General features: G+C 63.6%; 20 protein-coding genes. 10 read left to right on the top strand and 10 right to left on the bottom strand.

Features of this window, described 5'->3' with window-relative positions:
• Positions 1 to 147: 147 nt before the first annotated feature.
• The 4 genes from BDI24065_RS19230 to BDI24065_RS19215 all read left to right on the top strand — a co-directional run bounded on the left by BDI24065_RS19230 (position 148) and on the right by BDI24065_RS19215 (position 2,544).
• Complete coding sequence (locus tag BDI24065_RS19230; RefSeq protein WP_039370093.1) at positions 148 to 384, top strand: (2Fe-2S)-binding protein; 237 nt, start codon at positions 148 to 150, stop codon at positions 382 to 384.
• Between the two features lie 218 nt (positions 385 to 602).
• Positions 603 to 1,334: an energy transducer TonB gene (locus BDI24065_RS19225; RefSeq protein ID WP_175032603.1), complete on the top strand. Its 732-nt coding sequence runs from the start codon at positions 603 to 605 to the stop codon at positions 1,332 to 1,334.
• A gap of 36 nt (positions 1,335 to 1,370) precedes the next feature.
• Complete coding sequence (locus BDI24065_RS19220) at positions 1,371 to 2,102, top strand: MotA/TolQ/ExbB proton channel family protein (protein WP_175032602.1); 732 nt, start codon at positions 1,371 to 1,373, stop codon at positions 2,100 to 2,102.
• 13 nt (positions 2,103 to 2,115) lie between these two features.
• Positions 2,116 to 2,544 carry an ExbD/TolR family protein gene (locus BDI24065_RS19215; protein WP_175032601.1) on the top strand — a complete coding sequence of 143 codons (429 nt, stop codon included), beginning with the start codon at positions 2,116 to 2,118 and terminating at the stop codon, positions 2,542 to 2,544.
• A gap of 414 nt (positions 2,545 to 2,958) precedes the next feature.
• On the opposite strand, the gene BDI24065_RS19210 is transcribed toward BDI24065_RS19215, so the two are convergent.
• Positions 2,959 to 3,933, bottom strand: a complete 975-nt coding sequence (locus BDI24065_RS19210; protein ID WP_175014115.1) for a LysR family transcriptional regulator — start codon at positions 3,931 to 3,933, stop codon at positions 2,959 to 2,961.
• A gap of 122 nt (positions 3,934 to 4,055) precedes the next feature.
• On the opposite strand from BDI24065_RS19210, the gene BDI24065_RS19205 reads away from it, so the two are divergent.
• From BDI24065_RS19205 to hemP, 3 genes are all read left to right on the top strand, one after another.
• Complete coding sequence (locus BDI24065_RS19205; protein WP_175032600.1) at positions 4,056 to 4,928, top strand: pirin family protein; 873 nt, start codon at positions 4,056 to 4,058, stop codon at positions 4,926 to 4,928.
• Positions 4,929 to 5,027: 99 nt separating this feature from the next.
• Positions 5,028 to 5,510 carry an SRPBCC family protein gene (locus BDI24065_RS19200; protein ID WP_175032599.1) on the top strand — a complete coding sequence of 161 codons (483 nt, stop codon included), beginning with the start codon at positions 5,028 to 5,030 and terminating at the stop codon, positions 5,508 to 5,510.
• A gap of 138 nt (positions 5,511 to 5,648) precedes the next feature.
• A complete protein-coding gene (hemP, locus tag BDI24065_RS19195) occupies positions 5,649 to 5,894 on the top strand; it encodes a hemin uptake protein HemP (RefSeq protein WP_175032598.1) in 246 nt (81 codons plus the stop codon).
• Positions 5,895 to 6,168: 274 nt separating this feature from the next.
• Here the strand turns inward: hemP and BDI24065_RS19190 are convergent, their stop codons facing one another.
• The 5 genes from BDI24065_RS19190 to uvrB all read right to left on the bottom strand — a co-directional run bounded on the left by BDI24065_RS19190 (position 6,169) and on the right by uvrB (position 11,714).
• The gene (locus tag BDI24065_RS19190) at positions 6,169 to 7,566 is read right to left on the bottom strand and encodes a 4Fe-4S binding protein (protein ID WP_175032597.1); all 1,398 of its coding nucleotides are present in this window, start codon (positions 7,564 to 7,566) and stop codon (positions 6,169 to 6,171) included.
• Positions 7,563 to 8,405 carry an FTR1 family iron permease gene (locus BDI24065_RS19185; RefSeq protein WP_089440629.1) on the bottom strand — a complete coding sequence of 281 codons (843 nt, stop codon included), beginning with the start codon at positions 8,403 to 8,405 and terminating at the stop codon, positions 7,563 to 7,565. Before BDI24065_RS19185 ends, BDI24065_RS19190 begins: the two co-directional genes overlap by 4 nt.
• Positions 8,406 to 8,463: 58 nt before the next feature.
• Positions 8,464 to 8,796, bottom strand: a complete 333-nt coding sequence (locus BDI24065_RS19180) for a cupredoxin domain-containing protein (protein ID WP_175032596.1) — start codon at positions 8,794 to 8,796, stop codon at positions 8,464 to 8,466.
• A 55-nt stretch (positions 8,797 to 8,851) separates the two neighbouring features.
• The gene (locus tag BDI24065_RS19175; protein WP_175032595.1) at positions 8,852 to 9,403 is read right to left on the bottom strand and encodes an iron transporter; all 552 of its coding nucleotides are present in this window, start codon (positions 9,401 to 9,403) and stop codon (positions 8,852 to 8,854) included.
• A 220-nt stretch (positions 9,404 to 9,623) separates the two neighbouring features.
• Complete coding sequence (gene uvrB / locus BDI24065_RS19170) at positions 9,624 to 11,714, bottom strand: excinuclease ABC subunit UvrB (RefSeq protein WP_175032594.1); 2,091 nt, start codon at positions 11,712 to 11,714, stop codon at positions 9,624 to 9,626.
• A gap of 263 nt (positions 11,715 to 11,977) precedes the next feature.
• On the opposite strand from uvrB, the gene BDI24065_RS19165 reads away from it, so the two are divergent.
• Positions 11,978 to 13,177, top strand: a complete 1,200-nt coding sequence (locus BDI24065_RS19165) for an amino acid aminotransferase (RefSeq protein ID WP_175032593.1) — start codon at positions 11,978 to 11,980, stop codon at positions 13,175 to 13,177.
• A 119-nt stretch (positions 13,178 to 13,296) separates the two neighbouring features.
• On the opposite strand, the gene BDI24065_RS19160 is transcribed toward BDI24065_RS19165, so the two are convergent.
• Positions 13,297 to 14,085, bottom strand: coding sequence for a 3-hydroxybutyrate dehydrogenase (locus tag BDI24065_RS19160; RefSeq protein ID WP_175032592.1), 789 nt, complete (start codon positions 14,083 to 14,085; stop codon positions 13,297 to 13,299).
• Positions 14,086 to 14,249: 164 nt separating this feature from the next.
• Here BDI24065_RS19160 and BDI24065_RS19155 point away from each other — a divergent pair, with 164 nt between their 5' ends.
• Positions 14,250 to 15,221 carry a potassium channel beta subunit family protein gene (locus BDI24065_RS19155; protein ID WP_175032591.1) on the top strand — a complete coding sequence of 324 codons (972 nt, stop codon included), beginning with the start codon at positions 14,250 to 14,252 and terminating at the stop codon, positions 15,219 to 15,221.
• Positions 15,222 to 15,333: 112 nt separating this feature from the next.
• Positions 15,334 to 16,179 (top strand): 23S rRNA (adenine(2030)-N(6))-methyltransferase RlmJ, encoded by an 846-nt coding sequence (locus tag BDI24065_RS19150; RefSeq protein WP_175032590.1) that lies wholly within the window; start codon positions 15,334 to 15,336, stop codon positions 16,177 to 16,179.
• Between the two features lie 15 nt (positions 16,180 to 16,194).
• Here BDI24065_RS19150 and BDI24065_RS19145 read toward each other — a convergent pair whose 3' ends face one another.
• The 3 genes from BDI24065_RS19145 to cueR form a co-directional block, all read right to left on the bottom strand.
• Complete coding sequence (locus BDI24065_RS19145) at positions 16,195 to 16,563, bottom strand: hypothetical protein (protein ID WP_175032589.1); 369 nt, start codon at positions 16,561 to 16,563, stop codon at positions 16,195 to 16,197.
• 115 nt (positions 16,564 to 16,678) lie between these two features.
• Positions 16,679 to 16,825, bottom strand: a complete 147-nt coding sequence (locus BDI24065_RS19140) for a DUF3563 family protein (protein WP_006478295.1) — start codon at positions 16,823 to 16,825, stop codon at positions 16,679 to 16,681.
• 215 nt (positions 16,826 to 17,040) lie between these two features.
• A complete protein-coding gene (gene cueR / locus BDI24065_RS19135; protein ID WP_041493104.1) occupies positions 17,041 to 17,445 on the bottom strand; it encodes a Cu(I)-responsive transcriptional regulator in 405 nt (134 codons plus the stop codon).
• Positions 17,446 to 17,763 lie beyond the last annotated feature (318 nt).

Below are 17,763 nucleotides of genomic sequence, written 5' to 3'. Positions count from 1 at the left end.
GGCCGGCACGCCCGCTTCCGCGTGCCGCTTCACCTCCCCCGCCGTTTCAAGGGTCCGATGACCTTAAAAAAAGCCCGACCCAGGCTTGTCAACGCCCGCAAATTTAATGATAATAATTCGCATTAACGTTAGCCATCGCAACTCACCATGATCGTCTGCGTGTGCAAGTCTGTTTCCGATCGCAAGATTCGCGCGTCCCTCGCAGAGGGCGTGAACTCTTTCGATGAACTCCAGTTCGAACTCGGCGTGGCCACGTGCTGCGGCAAGTGCGAGGAGTCCGTACGCGACCTCATGGCCGAACAAGGCGTCTGCGCGAGCCGGTGCGGTGTCGAGCATCACGCTCACCCGATCCCGGTCACGTTCTACGAACGCAAGGCAGCCTGACCGGCGCCGAGTGTGCGCATGCGGCCCAGGCCGCATTTTTTGTTTTGACCGTCAGCAAGCCACAGTCTGCGCGAGCCAGCGGCTTACCTGCCAAGGAGCCTGTCATGGAATTGCTGATCGGATTTGTGACCACCGTTTGCATCTCGCTGCTGATCTTCCGCAAGTGATGCCGATTCACCCGCCGCGCCCCGGGTGCGACATCGTTCTTTCAAGCTAACATGCAGGCTTCGCATCTCGCTCCTGCCGGCGCCATGCCGGCTGCACCACGTATGAATCCCCGAGTGATCGTCGTCGCGGTCGGTGTGCTTGCCGCACACGCGATCATGCTGACGGCCGCCTGGCTCCATCGGAACGCGCCGCCGCCTCCGAAGGAGATCGAGGTTCAGTCGATCACCGCGCAGCTCATTCCGCCTGCACCTCCGGCCCAGCCGGTCGCGGTCCAGTCGGCCGCGCAGCAGCCTACGCCGCCCAAGCCCACGCCGCGCGTGAAGCCGAAGGTCGAGCCGAAACCGGTGCAGAAAGCGGTTCCGACGCCTCAACCGGTCTCGCAAGCGCCGTCGCCGACACCTGCGCCGGCCGCCGTCGATCCGACACCGGCTCCCGCCGCGCCGGCGCCTGCTGCGCCGGCTGCAGCCCCCGGCCCGGCTCGCGAAACGATGCAGGTCAGCGCGCCGAAGAACGTATCGGCGCTCACCTGCAATTTCGTGAAACCTGCCTATCCGTCGATGTCCAAGCGCCGCGGCGAAACGGGCACGGCCTATGTTCACTTCATCATCGGCGTGACGGGCAAGATCGAAAGCGTCCAGCTGCAGAAGAGCAGCGGCTACCCGCGTCTCGACGAAGCCGCGCTCGAGGCGACGCGCGCCAGCACCTGTCCGCCGTATATCGAGAACGGTCAGGCGATCCGCGCTGCCCATACGCTGCCCTTCAACTTCACGCTTGACGACTAACCCGTCATATTCGGTAGATTCAAAGGAAACAAGAAAATGCAAAGCTACGGTATCGCGCACGTCTGGGCGCAAGGTGATTTCGTCACGCGCGCCATCGCGATCACGCTGCTCGTGATGTCGGTCCTGTCGTGGATCGTGATCGTCATGAAGGGCTGGAACGTGATCCGCCTGAACCGCCTGACGAAGAACGCCGAACAGGCGTTCTGGCATTCGGACGACTTCGACGACGGCATCAAGAAGCTCGGGCTCGCCGCATCGACGCCGAGCGACAACCCGTTCCTCGCGCTCGCGCTGTCGGGCAAGGAAGCCGCCGATCACCATCACCAGACGCAACCGCACCTGCACGACCGCATGGACGTGTCGGACTGGGTCACGCGCTGCCTGAAGGACACGATGGACGAAGGCATCTCGCGCATGCAGAGCGGCCTCGCGATCCTCGCGTCGGTCGGCAGCACGGCGCCGTTCGTCGGCCTGTTCGGTACGGTCTGGGGCATCTACCACGCACTGCTCGCGATCGGCGCAACCGGCCAGACGTCGATCGACCAGGTTGCAGGCCCGGTCGGCGAATCGCTGATCATGACGGCCTTCGGCCTGTTCGTCGCGATTCCGGCCGTGCTCGGCTACAACGCGCTCACCCGCGCGAACAAGGGCATCGTCAGCAAGCTGCGCCGCTTCGCGCACGGTCTGCATGCCTACTTCGTGACGGGCGCGAGCCTTGCCTCGTCGTCGACGCGCGACGGCCTGCGTCTCGCGACGCGCGCCAGCTGAGGCGAGGTGAACCATGGCAATGAATACCGGTTTCAGCGACGATGACGACGATGCCGTGATGAGCGAGATCAACATGACGCCGCTCGTCGACGTCATGCTCGTACTCCTGATCATTTTTCTCGTTACGATCCCGGCGATGCAGCATGCGGTGAAGATCGACCTGCCGCACGCCAGCAGCCAGCCCGTCGACGAAAAGCCGCAGACGGTCGACGTCGCGATCCAGGGTGACGGCACGATCCTGTGGGACGACCACACGGTCACCCGCGAACAATTGCAGGAACGCATCGCGGAAGCGGCAAAGCACACGCCGCAGCCGGAGTTGCACCTGCGTGCTGACCGCAAGGTCGCGTACGAACACGTCGCGGAAGTGATGTCGGATGCGCAGGCAGGCGGGCTGACGAAGCTCGGCTTCGTGACGGAGCCGACCGCGAAGGCGAAGTAACGCACGCGCAACCACGCGCTCGCCATCTGCACCTCGCGACGGCAGCGCCTCGCCGGCCGCACCTCGCCGGCCGCGCCTAGCCGGCCGCGCACAAAGTAAAAGGCCTTCATCGCCAGATGAAGGCCTTTTTTCATGCGCACGCGGGCGCCTTCGGGCGGCGGGCTCTTTGGCGGTATCGGTTGCGCCTCGAGCAACGCAAATGCGACTCTGCCGTGGTCTGCACGGACTGCGCGTTCTGCCCTATCTGGCTCGCAATATATGCGGCCACCTGATTTCGCTCAGAACTTCCTTCACGAAATGGGATTTCAATATAGGCCCGCACGCACGCGCATTCAAGGTTCCGGCGATTGAAACTTGCGATTGCAGGCGACGCTTCAATGACAAAACAAATTTGCCTCGTCGCGCACGTCGTGTTCAGGTCGCCGAAGCATCGGCCGCCGCTTCCTTCTTTGCACGCTCCGGGCACCCCGGATCCTTGTAAGCACCGTGATCGAGCTTCTCGACCAGATAGTCGACGAACGCACGCACCGCGGGCGGCATTCCCTGCCGCGACACGAACACCGCATACAGTTGCGGCACCGGTAGCGTCCAGCCCGGCATCACCGGCGACAGTTGCCCCGCGCGCAGTGCGTTGCCGTACATCATCTCCGGCAATGCCGCGATGCCGAGGCCATCGAGCACGGCTTCGCGGATCGTCATCAGGTCGGCCGTCACGAGCCGCGGGTCGTGCTCGTGCACGTGACGCGTTCCGTCCGGCGCGATCAGGTTGAACACGTGCCGCCCGTCGACGCTCGGCGTATCGAGCGTCTCGAATCCGGTCAGGTCGTCCGGCACCAGCGGCGGCGCATTCTGGCTCAGCAGGCTCGGCGCACCGACCAGCATCTGCTCGGTGCGCCACAGCGGCCGCACGACGATGTTGGCGTTCTGCGGCGGCTCCGAGCGCACACGCAGCGCGACGTCGATCGAATCCTCGAACAGGTCGATTACGCGATTCGTCACGCGAACATGCACCTTCACCTCGGGATAGCGGCGCAGGAATTCGGGCAGGATGCGCGACAGCATCGTCTGCGACAGCGTCACGGGCACGCTGACGCGCACCGAGCCACGCGGCGACGAGCGCAACTGCTGGACTGCGTTCATCGCCGCCTGTGCTTCGGCCAGCATCGCCTGGCAATGCTGGTAGAACAGCTCCCCCGCCTCGGTCAGCGCGAGCTTGCGTGTGGAGCGCTGCAGCAGGCGCACGCCGAGCGCCGCCTCGAGTTCGGTCAGGCGCCGCGACAGGCGCGATTTCGAGATGCCCAGCACGCGTTCCGCGGCCGAGAAACCGCCGTGTTCGACGACCTGCGAGAAGTACATGAGGTCGTTCAGGTTATGTGCATCGATATTCATGTCATCGTTCCAATTTCAGAACAATCCATTGCGAACCATCGCAAATTGAACGGTAAAACGCCCAATATAATAGCGCCATGTTTCAAAAATAACGCTATTCCGTTGATTTCGAGGGCTTCCGCATGACGACCGCTCGCTCGCTTGACCGTACGTTCCCCGCGCTTCGCACGACCGAAGGCGGCGGCTTCGTGGTTCACCGTCCGTTCCCGACTCGGCTGCTGATGGATTTCGATCCGTTCCTGCTGCTCGACGAAATGGGTCCGGTCGACTACGCACCCGGCGAAGCCCGCGGCGCGCCCGCCCACCCGCATCGCGGCTTCGAGACCGTGACCTACGTGCTCGACGGACAGTACCGCCATCATGACTCGGCCGGCCACGCGGGCGCGCTCGGCCCCGGCGACGTGCAATGGATGACGGCCGGCGCCGGCGTCGTGCACAGCGAGATGCCGGATCCCGCGTTCGCGCAGTCGGGAGGCCGCTCGCACGGCTTCCAGCTGTGGGTCAACCTGCCGCGCCGCGACAAGCTGATCGCGCCGCGCTACCAGGAGATCTCCGCCAGCCACATCCCGACCGCCACGTCGCCGGACGGCCGCGCACGCGTGCGCGTGATCGCCGGCGAGGCGTTCGGTGTCCGGGCCGTGATCGAGACGCGCACACCGATCCTCTATCAGCACTTCGCGCTGGAGCCCGGTGCAACGGTCGCGCAGCCCGTGCCGGCCGGCTACCGCGTATTCGCCTATCCGATCGACGGCACGGGCCTCTACGGGCCCGACAGACAGGCTGTCGACGCACAGCACATGATCGTCTACGGCTGCGACGGCGACACCGTCACGTTCGCCGCCGGCGACACGCCGCTCGACCTGCTGCTGATCGGCGGCGTACCGCTCAACGAGCCGATCGTCCGCTACGGCCCGTTCGTGATGAATACCGAGGAAGAGATCCGGCAGGCCGTCGTCGACTACCAGACGGGTCGCATGGGCCGCATCGAAGCATGACGCCCGGACGGGCGCGCAGGTGCCGCGAAACAGCCCGTTTTGCGTCACAATGACTTCTTGAACCATGTGGCTGCCCGCCACCAGAAGGAACCCGTCCCCTTGAACTTCGAACACCTGATCCAGATCAACTCCGACGATCCGGCCGTGCCGACCCTCACCCGCGATCAGCTCTGGGAAGGCCTCGTGCTGCGCGCCGAGCAGCCGCAACTGTTCGTGCTGGGCCTGGACAGCTGCGTCGTCCACGAGCGCACGGATACGACGCTCGAACGCGAACTGCACTACGGTCATGCGACCGTGCGCGATCACGTCACGTTCACGCCGAACCAGCAGGTCCGCTACGACATCCGCGCCGCCGATGGCGAGATCGGCGGCTCGCTGACGATGACGATCGAGGAGCGCGACGACCACGAGCTGTTCCTGCGTTTCGAATACCGCACGACGCTGACCGTCACGGACGACAGCGAAGACGCGCGTCAGACGCACGGAATCGTCAAGGAGGCGTACCGCACGTCGGATATCGACACGGTTCGCCTGATCCGCGAATACGCGCAAGGCCGCAAGGCCCCCGATCCGTTGCACTGACCCCGGTAGCGGCCTGCGGGCCGCCCGTTTGATTCAAGCTATCAGACTCGCCATTTCGATCGATAAAGAGTTTTTGTAAATGGGAATAGTTATCATTTAGAATTCATTCCATCGTATCGACAGTCACCGATCAACCGAATGACCGACACCATGCGCCCGACCACGCTGACCTTGCGCCACACGACCGGCACCGCAGGCAGCAGCCGTCAGAAGACGGCAGCGGTCACCACGCCGGCGAAGCCCGCCGGCAACCGCGAAGCAGGCACGCGGGTCGTCAGCAGCGATGCGCTGCTGCAAGGCCAAAGCCACGTCAGCATCGCGCATAACGGAGAGACATATCAGTTGCGCGCCACACGGCTCGGCAAACTGATCCTGACGAAGTAACGACAGAGTATTGTGGGGACCACCTCCCTGAGAGGTGTTGGGCAGTAGCCAGCGTAACGGCTTGCACGCGAGATCTAGACCCCTTCGTGCAAACACACTCAAGCAGCCGTTGCAGCAAGCCAAGCCACTTTTTTTGGTTCTCGCACAAGGAAGAAAAAAAGCGACACGTCCTTCGACGTGTCGCTTTTTTGTTTGGGTGGTCAACGCGCGAAGCATGCCACCCGGGTTCGTTACCGCGTCACTCCATGACCGCCGAAGCGGCACGCGAGCCGCTTCAGAAACCCCAGAACATCAACCACCAAGCGCTGTCGATGACGGCAAGCCCGACCGCAAACCAGGCGAATGCTGCAAGCCGGCGCGGCCAGGCCGCATAGCGCCCCGTCACTTTCCACGCGAGCCACGCACTCCATGCGTTGGCGCCGACCAGGATCGCGATGCGCACATCGGTGGCCCAACCGAGCGGCACATGCTCGGCACGCAGCAACGACAGCGTCGTGGCCGACAGGCCAAGGAACACACCCGCCCCCGCGATCGGGATCAGCGCCTGCGCGAGATGATGCAGCCGCACGCGATCGAAGCGGCCGAGCATCAGCGTGGCGCCGGCCAGCAGCGCCAGCAGCACCGTGCCGTACACGAGCCCCGTGCCGACGATGTAGCTGACAACCAGCCCGCCATCGAGCCACGAGAACACGTCGTTGCGATCCGGGTAATGCGTGAGCAGGAACCACGGCGCATTGGTTTCGAGCGGCCACGTGATGTCATGATCGATCAGCCAGCCCGCGAGCCATTGCTTGATCTGCACGAACCACGGGCTGACGGTCCAGTGGAACGCACCGATCGCGACGCCGAGCAGGCCGTACAGGATCAGCGCGGTGTCCCACGGGTTCGCCTGCTGCGCGCCGAGGTTCACGACTTCGTCGGACGGCGAGCGCAACGACAGCGAGATCGCATCGCGATGCCCGCTGCAGCGGCCGCACATGTGGCAGTCCGCAGCGCCCTTCATGTTGCGCAACGGCACGAGCGGCGCGCAGTTGATCGGAATCACGCGATGGCCATGCTCGCCGTTCTTGTACGAACGGCGCCATGCATCCTCATCGACCTTGTAGCGCATCGGCGCGAGCCGCGCGAGCAGCCCGAATACGCCGTTGACCGGGCACAGGTACTTGCACCACACGCGCTTCTCGCGGCCGTACAGCAAGCCGATCACGATCGCGCCGACGGTCGAGCCGCCGAGCACGAACAGCACCGCGAGCGGGTACTGGTACACGCTCACCATCTGCCCGTAGATCGTCGTGAGCCCGAACGCGACGAACGGCCAGCCGCCCCACCGCATCCAGCGCGGAATCGGGCCGCCGCGGCCGAACTTGCTCGCGAATTCGGTGAGCGCACCTTCGGGGCACAGCACGCCGCACCACACACGGCCGAGCATCACCATCGACAGCAGCACGAACGGCCACCAGATGCCCCAGAACGTGAATTGCGCGATCAGCGTGAGGTTGCTCCACAGGTGCGCGGAGTCGTCCGGCAGCGGCAACACCGCCGGCACGATGATCAGGAATGCATAGACGGCGACGACGACCCACTGGATGCCGCGGATCAGCGGACCGTGGCGCTGCATCCACTGGCCGGCCTGCGCGAGCCAGCCCGGCTTGGCTGCGGCGACAACGCTCATGCCGCGCGACCTGCAGCGACGGCCGGACGACGGCTCGCGCGCTTCATCAGCAGCCAGACCACCGCCCAGTACACCGCGTAGGCGACCAGGTTGGTCAGTGCCGGGTGGGCACGATAGCCGGTCAGCGTCGCGACGAGCGAGCCGAACGTGCCCGAATCATCGAGGATCGCGGACGTGTCCCACACCTGCGAAATGCCGAGCGGCAGGATTTCCTTGTCGATCAGCTTGTCGACGCCGGTCTGGAACAGGCCCGCGCCGAGGAACAGCAGCATCACTTCGGTGACGCGGAAGAAATGCCGCCACGAGAAGTACTTGCCGCCGAGCTGCAGCAGATAGAACGTGAGGAACGCGAGGCCGAGGCCGATCACGACTGCGAGCATCTGGCTGCCGTCGACGTGGCCCGACTGGCCGAAACCGAGACCGTACAGGAAGATCACCGTCTCGCTGCCTTCGCGTGCGATCGCAAGCGCGACCAGCACCGCGACGCCCCACCAGTTCGAATCGCGCGTGCTCTGCTGCAGCGATTGCTCCATGTCGCGCTTGAGCGTGCGGCCGTGCCGGCGCATCCACAGCACCATCTGCACGATCAGCACGCATGCGATCAGCACCATGGCAGTCTGGAAGTAGTCCTGCGCATCGCCGGACAGCACTTCGGTGAATCCGACCAGTGCGGCACCGAGGCCGACGGCCATCAGCAGGCCGACACCGACACCGGTCCAGAGAAAAGGCAGGCCGCGGCGCGCGTCGTCGTCGCCGTTTTTCAGCCATGCATAGAGAATGCCGACGACGAGCAGCGCTTCGACGCTCTCCCGCCAGACGATGAACAAGATCTGACCCATCGATACCTCCTGACGCGCAGTGCACCGGGCAAGTGGGCCTGCGCGCAGATAAAACGCGTTACTTCGCGACGATCACGCCCTGCGCCTGCTGGTGGAAATCGTCGAAAAACTTGTATTCACCCGGCGACAACGGCGCGACGACCACGAACGAATCGGCGCCCGGCGCGAGTACCTTCTCCTTGCGCAGTTGCACGCTTTCGAATTCGGCGGCGCCCTTGCCGGTGTTCTTGATCTCGATCTTGAAACGCTGGCCGGCCGGCACTTCGATGCGGGCGGGGTTCAGCTTGCCATCCGCCATCTCGAGCTTGAACGTCGGCAGATCGGCAGCATGCGCTGCGCCGGCAAGCCACAACGCAGCGGCTGCGGCAACGATTTTCTGGGGAATTTTCATTCTGGGTTCTCTACGCCGACGGCGCGCCGAAGCGCGCCGTCCGTGATGCCACCGATCAGTAACCGCCCTTCTTGCCGATACCGGCGAACGGGAAGTCGTACTCGAGGGAAATGGGCTTGAACCATGCGCCCACGCCCGTTTCCTTGTCGATGTGACGACCGAACGCCATGTGGCCCGTCTGCATCGGCGGCTTGACGACCATCGTCAGGTGGTACTTGCCCGGGCCGTTCAGCTTCACGTTGTCGCCGTAGTGCGGGCCGTCGCTCGCGACCATGCCCATCAGGTCGCCTTCCGCCTTCCACTTCGTGTCGCCCTGCTTCGTCAGCTTGTACGTGACCTGCAGGTACGGCATCCAGTCGCCTTCCGCGAAACCCGTCGGGTTGTTCTTGACCGCATGGATGTCGGCCTCGAGGTGGATGTCGGAATCCGACGCCTTGCGCATCATCCCTTCCGGGTCCATCGTGATCGGCTGCAGGTACACCGCGCCGATTTCCATGCCGCCCTGGATCTGCTGCTTGCCGATCGGATATTCGGCAGCCGAGGCCGACATCGCGGCAAGTGCCGCCGCTACCGCAACCGTCGTGCGGATGAACGAAGAACCCAACATGGACACTCCTTGTTATTTGATCTGGAACCATGCGGACCGACCGCCAGGCCAGCCCACTGAAAACACTAACGCGACGAATAACGTTAATGCGAACAATTCTCAATAATTGCGAAGTTTAGCACCGAACCTGTTTCGGAACAAACGGGGAGCCGTGTAAACCCCTGATCCTACAAGGCTTACAGGCTCGTTACCGCAAGGTTTCAGTGACGTTTGGAAAGACTTACCGGCCGCCGTTGACGTGATCGCCGACGTTCGCGCCGAACACACGTTCACGCAGCAGCGCGAGCTGGTCGCGGGTCGCGGCGGCCTTCTCGAACTCGAGGTTCTTCGCGTAGTCGGCCATTTGCTTCTCGAGGCGCTTGATTTCCTTGGCGAGCTGCTTTTCCGACATGTCCTCGAATTTCGCACGCTGCTGCGCTTCCTTCAGCTCCGCGCGTGCCTCGTCGGCGTTGTAGACGCCGTCGATGATGTCCTTGATGCGCTTCACGACACCGCGCGGCGTGATGCCCATCTTTTCGTTGTGCGCGATCTGCTTCGCACGGCGCCGCTCGGTCTCGCCGATCGCGCGCTTCATCGACTCGGTCATGTTGTCCGCATAGAGGATCGCCTTGCCGTTCACGTTTCGCGCCGCACGGCCGATCGTCTGGATCAGCGAACGCTCGGCGCGCAGGAAACCCTCCTTGTCCGCGTCGAGGATGGCGACGAGCGACACCTCGGGAATATCGAGCCCTTCCCGCAGCAGGTTGATCCCGACCAGCACGTCGAACGTGCCGAGCCGCAGGTCGCGGATGATCTCGACGCGCTCGACGGTGTCGATGTCGCTGTGCAGGTAGCGCACCTTGACCCCGTGATCGGCGAGAAACTCGGTGAGCTGCTCGGCCATGCGCTTCGTCAGCACGGTGATCAGTACACGCTCCTCGGCCTTCACGCGCGCGTTGATCTCGGCGAGTACGTCGTCGACCTGCGAGCTCGCCGGTCGCACTTCGATTTCCGGATCGACGAGCCCCGTCGGCCGCACGACCTGTTCGGCGATCTGCCCGGTCACGCGCTGCTCGTAGTCGGCCGGCGTGGCCGACACGAACACGACCTGGCGCATCTTGCGCTCGAACTCCGGGAACTTGAGCGGCCGGTTGTCGAGCGCCGACGGCAGCCGGAACCCGTAGTTGACGAGGTTTTCCTTGCGCGCGCGGTCGCCGTTGTACATACCGTTCAGCTGGCCGATCAACACGTGCGATTCGTCGAGCAGCATCAGCGCATCGGGCGGCAGGTAGTCGACGAGCGTCGGCGGCGGGTCGCCGGGCGCCGCGCCCGAGAAATGCCGCGAGTAGTTCTCGATGCCCTTGCAGAAGCCGAGCTCCTGCAGCATCTCGAGATCGAAGCGCGTGCGCTGCTCGAGCCGCTGCGCCTCGACGAGCTTGCCGTCGCTGTAAAAGAACTCGAGCCGCTCGCGCAGTTCGTCCTTGATCGTCTCGACCGCGCGCATCACGGTGTCGCGCGGCGTCACGTAATGCGACGACGGATACACGGTGAAGCGGGGAATCTTCTGCCGCACGCGCCCGGTCAGCGGGTCGAACAGGTGCAGCGTCTCCACCTCGTCGTCGAACAGTTCGACGCGTACCGCCAGCTCCGCGTGTTCGGCCGGAAAGATGTCGATCGTGTCGCCGCGCACACGGAACGTGCCGCGCTGGAAATCCTGGTCGTTGCGCGTGTACTGCATCGCGATCAACCGCGCGATCACGTCGCGCTGGCCAAGCTTGTCGCCAGCACGCAGCGTCAGGATCATCTGGTGGTATTCGGACGGGTTGCCGATACCGTAGATCGCCGACACCGTCGCGACGATCACGACGTCGCGGCGCTCCATCAGGCTCTTCGTCGCCGACAGCCGCATCTGCTCGATGTGCTCGTTGATCGACGAGTCCTTCTCGATGAACAGGTCGCGCTGCGGCACGTACGCTTCAGGCTGGTAATAGTCGTAGTACGAGACGAAGTACTCGACCGCGTTGCGCGGGAAGAACTCGCGAAACTCCGAATAGAGCTGTGCGGCGAGCGTCTTGTTCGGCGCGAACACGATCGCCGGGCGGCCGAGCCGCGCGATCGTGTTCGCCATCGTGAAGGTCTTGCCCGAGCCCGTCACGCCGAGCAGCGTCTGGAACGAGAGACCGTCCTCGACCCCTTCGACGAGCGTCTCGATCGCGGTCGGCTGGTCGCCTGCGGGCGGATACGGTTGATACAGCTGGAACGGCGACCCTTCGAAGGTCACGAATTTCGATTCGTCGAGCGCGTCGCCGGTTTCGGCTTTATGTTCGGACATGGAATGCGGCCGGAGCGAGGGCAAAGAGAGCATTCTAGCGCTTCGCGGCCTCGCGAACTGCTGTCGGCTCCTGACGCGCGACGGCCGTCCGATATCGCCATTTCCGGCCGAATTTCGCCGCCGAAACGCCGCCCCCACCTGCGTGAATTCGCTACAATATCAGGCTGCTGCGCTTTCCGGCGTCGTGTCTGCCTGCGCGCGGTCCGCTTCGCCCGCCCCGTCCGTTGAAAGCCTGACCCTCTTTTCACTACTGCCGAATCATCATGTCGCTCTTCTCCGCTGTCCAGCTTGCTCCCCGCGACCCGATCCTGGGCCTGAACGAAGCCTTCAACGCCGATGCGCGTCCGACCAAGGTCAACCTCGGCGTCGGTGTGTACACGAACGAAGAAGGCAAGATTCCGCTGCTGCGCGCGGTTCGCGAAGCAGAGAAGGTGCGCGTCGAGGCCGGCCTGCCGCGCGGCTACCTGCCGATCGACGGCATCGCTGCCTACGATGCAGCCGTGCAGAAGCTGCTGCTCGGCAACGACTCGCCGCTGATCGCGGCAGGTCGCGTGGTCACGGCCCAGGCACTGGGCGGCACGGGCGCACTGAAGATCGGCGCCGATTTCCTGCGCACCGTGAACCCGAACGTGAAGGTCGCGATCAGCGATCCGAGCTGGGAAAACCACCGCGCGCTGTTCGAAGCAGCCGGCTTCGAAGTCGTTGCGTACCCGTATTACGACGCGGCTACCAACGGCGTGAACTTCGAAGGCATGCTGTCGGCACTGAACAGCTACGCGGCAGGCACGGTCGTCGTGCTGCACGCGTGCTGCCACAACCCGACCGGCGTGGACCTGACCGAAGCGCAATGGCAACAGGTCGTCGACGTCGTGAAGGCACGCAACCTCGTGCCGTTCCTCGACATGGCCTACCAGGGCTTCGGCGAAAACATCGAGGCCGATGCTGCCGCCGTGCGCCTGTTTGCCGCAGCCGACCTGAACGCATTCGTGTCGTCGTCGTTCTCGAAGTCGTTCTCGCTGTACGGCGAGCGCGTCGGCGCACTGTCGATCATCACGTCGAGCAAGGAAGAAGCGACGCGCGTGCTGTCGCAACTGAAGCGCGTGATCCGCACGAACTACTCGAACCCGCCGACCCATGGCGGCGCCGTAGTCGCAGCGGTGCTCGCATCGCCGGAACTGCACGCTTCGTGGGTGCAGGAACTCGGTGAAATGCGCGATCGCATCCGCGCGATGCGCAACGGTCTCGTCGAGCGCCTGAAGGCAAGCGGCGTCGATCGCGACTTCAGCTTCATCAACGCACAGCGCGGGATGTTCTCGTATTCGGGCCTGACCTCGGCGCAAGTCGATCGCCTGCGCGACGAGTTCGGCATCTACGCGGTCGGCACGGGCCGGATCTGCGTCGCTGCGCTGAACACGCGCAACCTCGACGCGGTCGCCAATGCGGTCGCAGCCGTCCTGAAGTAAATCGGCACCAGCGGGCGGCAACCGTCATCGGTCCCGCCCTGCAGACATGAAAACGCGCTCCAAGGAGCGCGTTTTTTTATGCCATTCGCCAGCGGGCAACTACAACGCCCGCGCGAGCATCACTGCATGAACCAGCCGTGGCTGACGACGACCGACTGCCCGGTCAGCGCGGCACTCGGAAATGCCGACAGGAACAGCACCGTCTGTGCGACGTCCTGGACGGTCGTGAACACGCCGTCGACCGTATTGCCGAGCATCACCTTCTTGATCACTTCCTCTTCGCTGATGCCGAGCTCCTTCGCCTGCTCCGGAATCTGCTTGTCGACCAGCGGCGTGCGCACGAAACCCGGACACACGACGTGCGAACGCACGTTGTGCTTCGCCCCTTCCTTCGCCAGCACACGAGCGAGACCCAGCAGGCCATGCTTGGCCGTCACGTAGGCCGACTTCAGCGGCGACGCTTCGTGCGAGTGCACCGAACCCATGTAGATCACGACACCGCCGCGATCGTCCTTGTACATGTGCTTGAGGGCAGCCTTGGTGGTCAGGAATGCGCCGTCGACGTGGATCGCCTGCATCTTCTTCCAGTCGGCGAACGAGTAGTTCTCGATCGGATTGACGATCTGGATGCCCGCGTTCGACACGAGGATGTCGATCGAACCGAACGCTTCGGCCACCTTGTCGATCCCGCTGTTCACGGCTTCCTCGTTCGTCACGTCCATCGCGACGCCGATCGCCTTGCCGCCGGCCTTGACGATCTCGTCGGCGACCGCGTTCGCGCCGTCCTGGTTCAGGTCGGCGATCGCGACGGCCGCGCCCGCTTTCGCGAGCTCGAGTGCGATTTCCTTGCCGATGCCGCTCGCGGCGCCCGTGACGACTGCGGTCTTGCCGCTCAGATCTGCTGCCATGTCCGTCTCCTCCCGTTGTCGGATCGATAAAACAAACGCCCGCCGCATCTGCTACCGTCGTGCGATCGTACCGGCGGGCCAGCCGTCATTGTGCACGATCGGCCCCGCCGTTCGCGCGCAAAACGTCTAAGCTTAAGGTCGGTTCTGTCACGCAGGAGATTCGCATGCACTATCGACGGCTAGGCCGCTCCGGCCTGCAGATCAGCGCGCTTTCGCTCGGTTCGTGGGTGACGTACGGCAACCAGGTCGACCAGCGGGTCGCGCGCGAATGCCTGGCTGCGGCGCGCGACGCAGGTGTCAATTTCTTCGACAACGCCGAGGTCTACGCCGGCGGCAAATCCGAGGAAATCATGGGCCAGGCGCTCAAGTCGCTCGACTGGCCGCGCATCAGCTACATCGTGTCCACGAAGTTCTTCTGGGGCCTGGCCGAAGCACCGAACCAGTATCACACGCTGAACCGGAAATACCTGCTGAACGCCATCGACGGCTCGCTGCGCCGGCTGCAGCTCGACTATGTCGACCTCGTCTATTGCCATCGCCCCGATCCGAACACGCCGATCGAGGAAACCGTCTGGGCGATGAGCGACATGATCGTGCGCGGCAAGGCGCTGTACTGGGGCACGTCGGAATGGAGCGCCGACGAAATTCGTGCCGCGTGCGAGATCGCCGAACGGCATCACCTGCACCGGCCGGTCGTCGAGCAGCCCCAGTACAACCTGTTCCACCGCACGCGGGTCGAACAGGAATATGCGCGGCTCTACGACGACTACGGTCTCGGCCTCACGACCTGGAGCCCGCTGGCATCGGGCCTGCTCACCGGCAAGTACCGTAACGGCGTGCCGCCCGGCAGCCGCGCGCAGTTGCAGGGCTACGACTGGATGCGCGACCGCCTGACCGATCAGGGCGCCAACGACATCGTCGAACGGCTCGGGGAAATTGCGGCCGAGCTCGGCTGCAGCACGGGCCAGCTCGCGATCGCATGGGTGCTCGCGAATCCGCGCGTGAGTTCGGTCATCACGGGCGCGTCGCGGATCGATCAGATCGGCGACAACATGCGCGCGCTCGACGTTGTCGCGAAGCTGACGCCGGATGTGAAACAACGCATCGAGGAGGTGGTCGGCGATGCGTACGATTAAGGCGATGCACGGCCACTCGCGTACAATACGCGGCCCGCATCGGTGCCCGGCCTGACGGCCGCGCACGATCGACCGCTTTCATCGATTCACCTTTCGTTTCAGGCAGCCCGCCATGCTCAGTTATCGTCACGGTTTTCACGCAGGCAACCACGCGGACGTGCTCAAGCACGCCGTCGTCGTCCAGCTGCTGCGCTACCTGAACAAGAAAGACAAGTCGTACTGGTATATCGACACGCATGCAGGTGCCGGCGTGTACTCGCTGCGCGACGGCTACGCAGCGAAGACGTCGGAATTCGACACCGGCATCGGCCGGCTGTGGAACGAAAAGAGCCTGCCGGAAGCGCTGGGCGACTATGTCGACGAAGTCCGCGCGCTGAACGACGACGGTGAGCTGCGCTTCTATCCGGGTTCTCCGTACATCGCATGGCGATCGATGCGCGAGCAGGACCGCATGCGCCTGTTCGAAATGCACACGACGGAAATTGACGTGCTGCGCCACAATTTCCGCGACGCGGGGCGACGCGCGATGATCTTTGCCGGCGATGGCTTCGAAGGCATCAAGGCACTGCTGCCGCCGCCGCCGCGACGTGCACTCGTGCTGATCGACCCGTCCTACGAGGACAAGAAGGATTACGCGCGCACGGTGGCTTGCCTGACGGAATGTCTGAAGCGTTTCGCGACGGGCTGCTATGCAGTCTGGTACCCGCAGGTGACCCGGACGGAATCGCAGCGCTTTCCCGAACAGCTGAAGCGTCTGCAACCGAACAACTGGCTGCATCTGACGCTGACGGTGTCGAATCCGCCGACTGACGGGCTGGGTCTCTACGGCAGCGGAATGTTCATTCTGAATCCGCCATATACGCTCGCCCAGAGCATGAACGAGGCACTGCCCTATCTGGTCGAGATGCTCGGACAGGATAGCGGCGCCCGCTGCCAGATCGAGCACCGCGGCAACTGATCGGGCGACCGCGCGTTAGGGCTGCGGTCTCGGCGCGAGCCTTGGCTGGTTGGCCGGCTGTCCACCCCACGCGGGGACATTGATATACGGCGCGACGAACAGCGGAACCGATGTGTTCGGCGTCTGCCCGGCCGGAGCCCGTATGCCTGCCGGCTCGACAATCGGCTCGGAAGATAACGGCGCCGTCTGCAGCACCAACCCGCCTTTGCCGTCCTGGATACCGCGCTGCGTATCGAGAATCAGCGGTTTGGACGATGTCGCGGCAGTGGCCGCGAGTCCATGGACAAGCACCGCCGCGCCCAGAACGAGACGCGCGCGGGCACTGCGACGCACATCGAGACGCAAACGCATGATCGTGTCCTTCAGGATGAAAAGCAGGTGCATACCATAGCGCTGCACTGACGATTGCGCCAGATCCGCCGCACAAAAAAACAAAGCCCCGTCAAATACGGGGCTTGCTTATCGTTCGGTGCCACGTGGCACCTGACGGTGACTCCGATTACAGCGAGTAGCCGTTGGTTTCGAGCGAGCGGATGCGGCTCTCGAGCTGGACGATGTCCGACGACGTGGCGAGGTAAGCCTCACGGCGTTCACGTTCTGCGGATTCGAACCAGTTGCTCAGCTTTTCAACGATGTAGGCGATCATGACGTTCTCCAAGGAAGAGGGACCCCTGGTGAATCGAGATTCAGGGATTTCCCGTATAGGGTTATCCCGAATTATAGCGATGCCGCACCAAGATGCTAGTGAAATACTTGCATGGAAACCATTCCCATTCGGAATAGCTGGCTGCCGAACGCTCGCAACCCATTGATTTTTATGAAAATTGAATCGAAGCCCGTTCGGGGTCTCGAGTAGGTGCACTAATTTGGTTCACCGACGGGGTCGGACAGACGCGCCAAAATCGGGCATTCGGGCCGCCCGTCACCATGGCAGTGCGCAGCGAGATCGGCAAGTGTGTCGCGCATGTCGCTCAGCTCGGCGATGCGCTTGTCGAGTTCGGCCACGTGCTCGAGGGCAATCGACTTCACTTCTGCGCTTGCGCGGGAACGGTCTTGCCAGAGCATCAGCAGCTTGCGGATGTCCTCGACGAGAAAGCCAAGGCGTCTCGCCTGACGGATGAAACGCAGGATATGAATTTCATCCGCGCCGTAGATCCGGTAGCCGGCGTCGGTACGTTTGCTCGGCGCAAGCAGGCCGACCTGTTCGTAGTACCGGATCATTTTTGCGCTGACTCCGGATTCGCGCGACGCGTCGCCGATATTCATTCCCGCCCTCTCCATCAAGCCCTGGTTTCGAACATTCATGTCGACGACGTGAGATCGTCGACAGCACTTCGATCGTATCAAATCGCGAGGTTTCGTTCCGGGGTGAGGCTTGACTGCAGGATGGCGACTGAGTGATCTGGCGTGCGTGTCAGAGGGGCACGATGAATGGAGTGCGCATTCCACCGCACATGCATTTGCGTCGCGCCAATGCAAAAACCCCCGCCTTTCGGGCGGGGGTTCTTGGCTTAGGGAGCCTGACGATTACCTACTTTCACACGGGAATCCGCACTATCATCGGCGTAGAGTCGTTTCACGGTC

Origin of the sequence: Burkholderia lata (genome assembly GCF_902499025.1) — a bacterium.
Taxonomy (GTDB): Bacteria; Pseudomonadota; Gammaproteobacteria; order Burkholderiales; family Burkholderiaceae; genus Burkholderia; species Burkholderia lata_C.
Note: the sequence above shows the minus strand (reverse complement) of the source record. Positions and strands in the feature narration are given on the sequence as shown.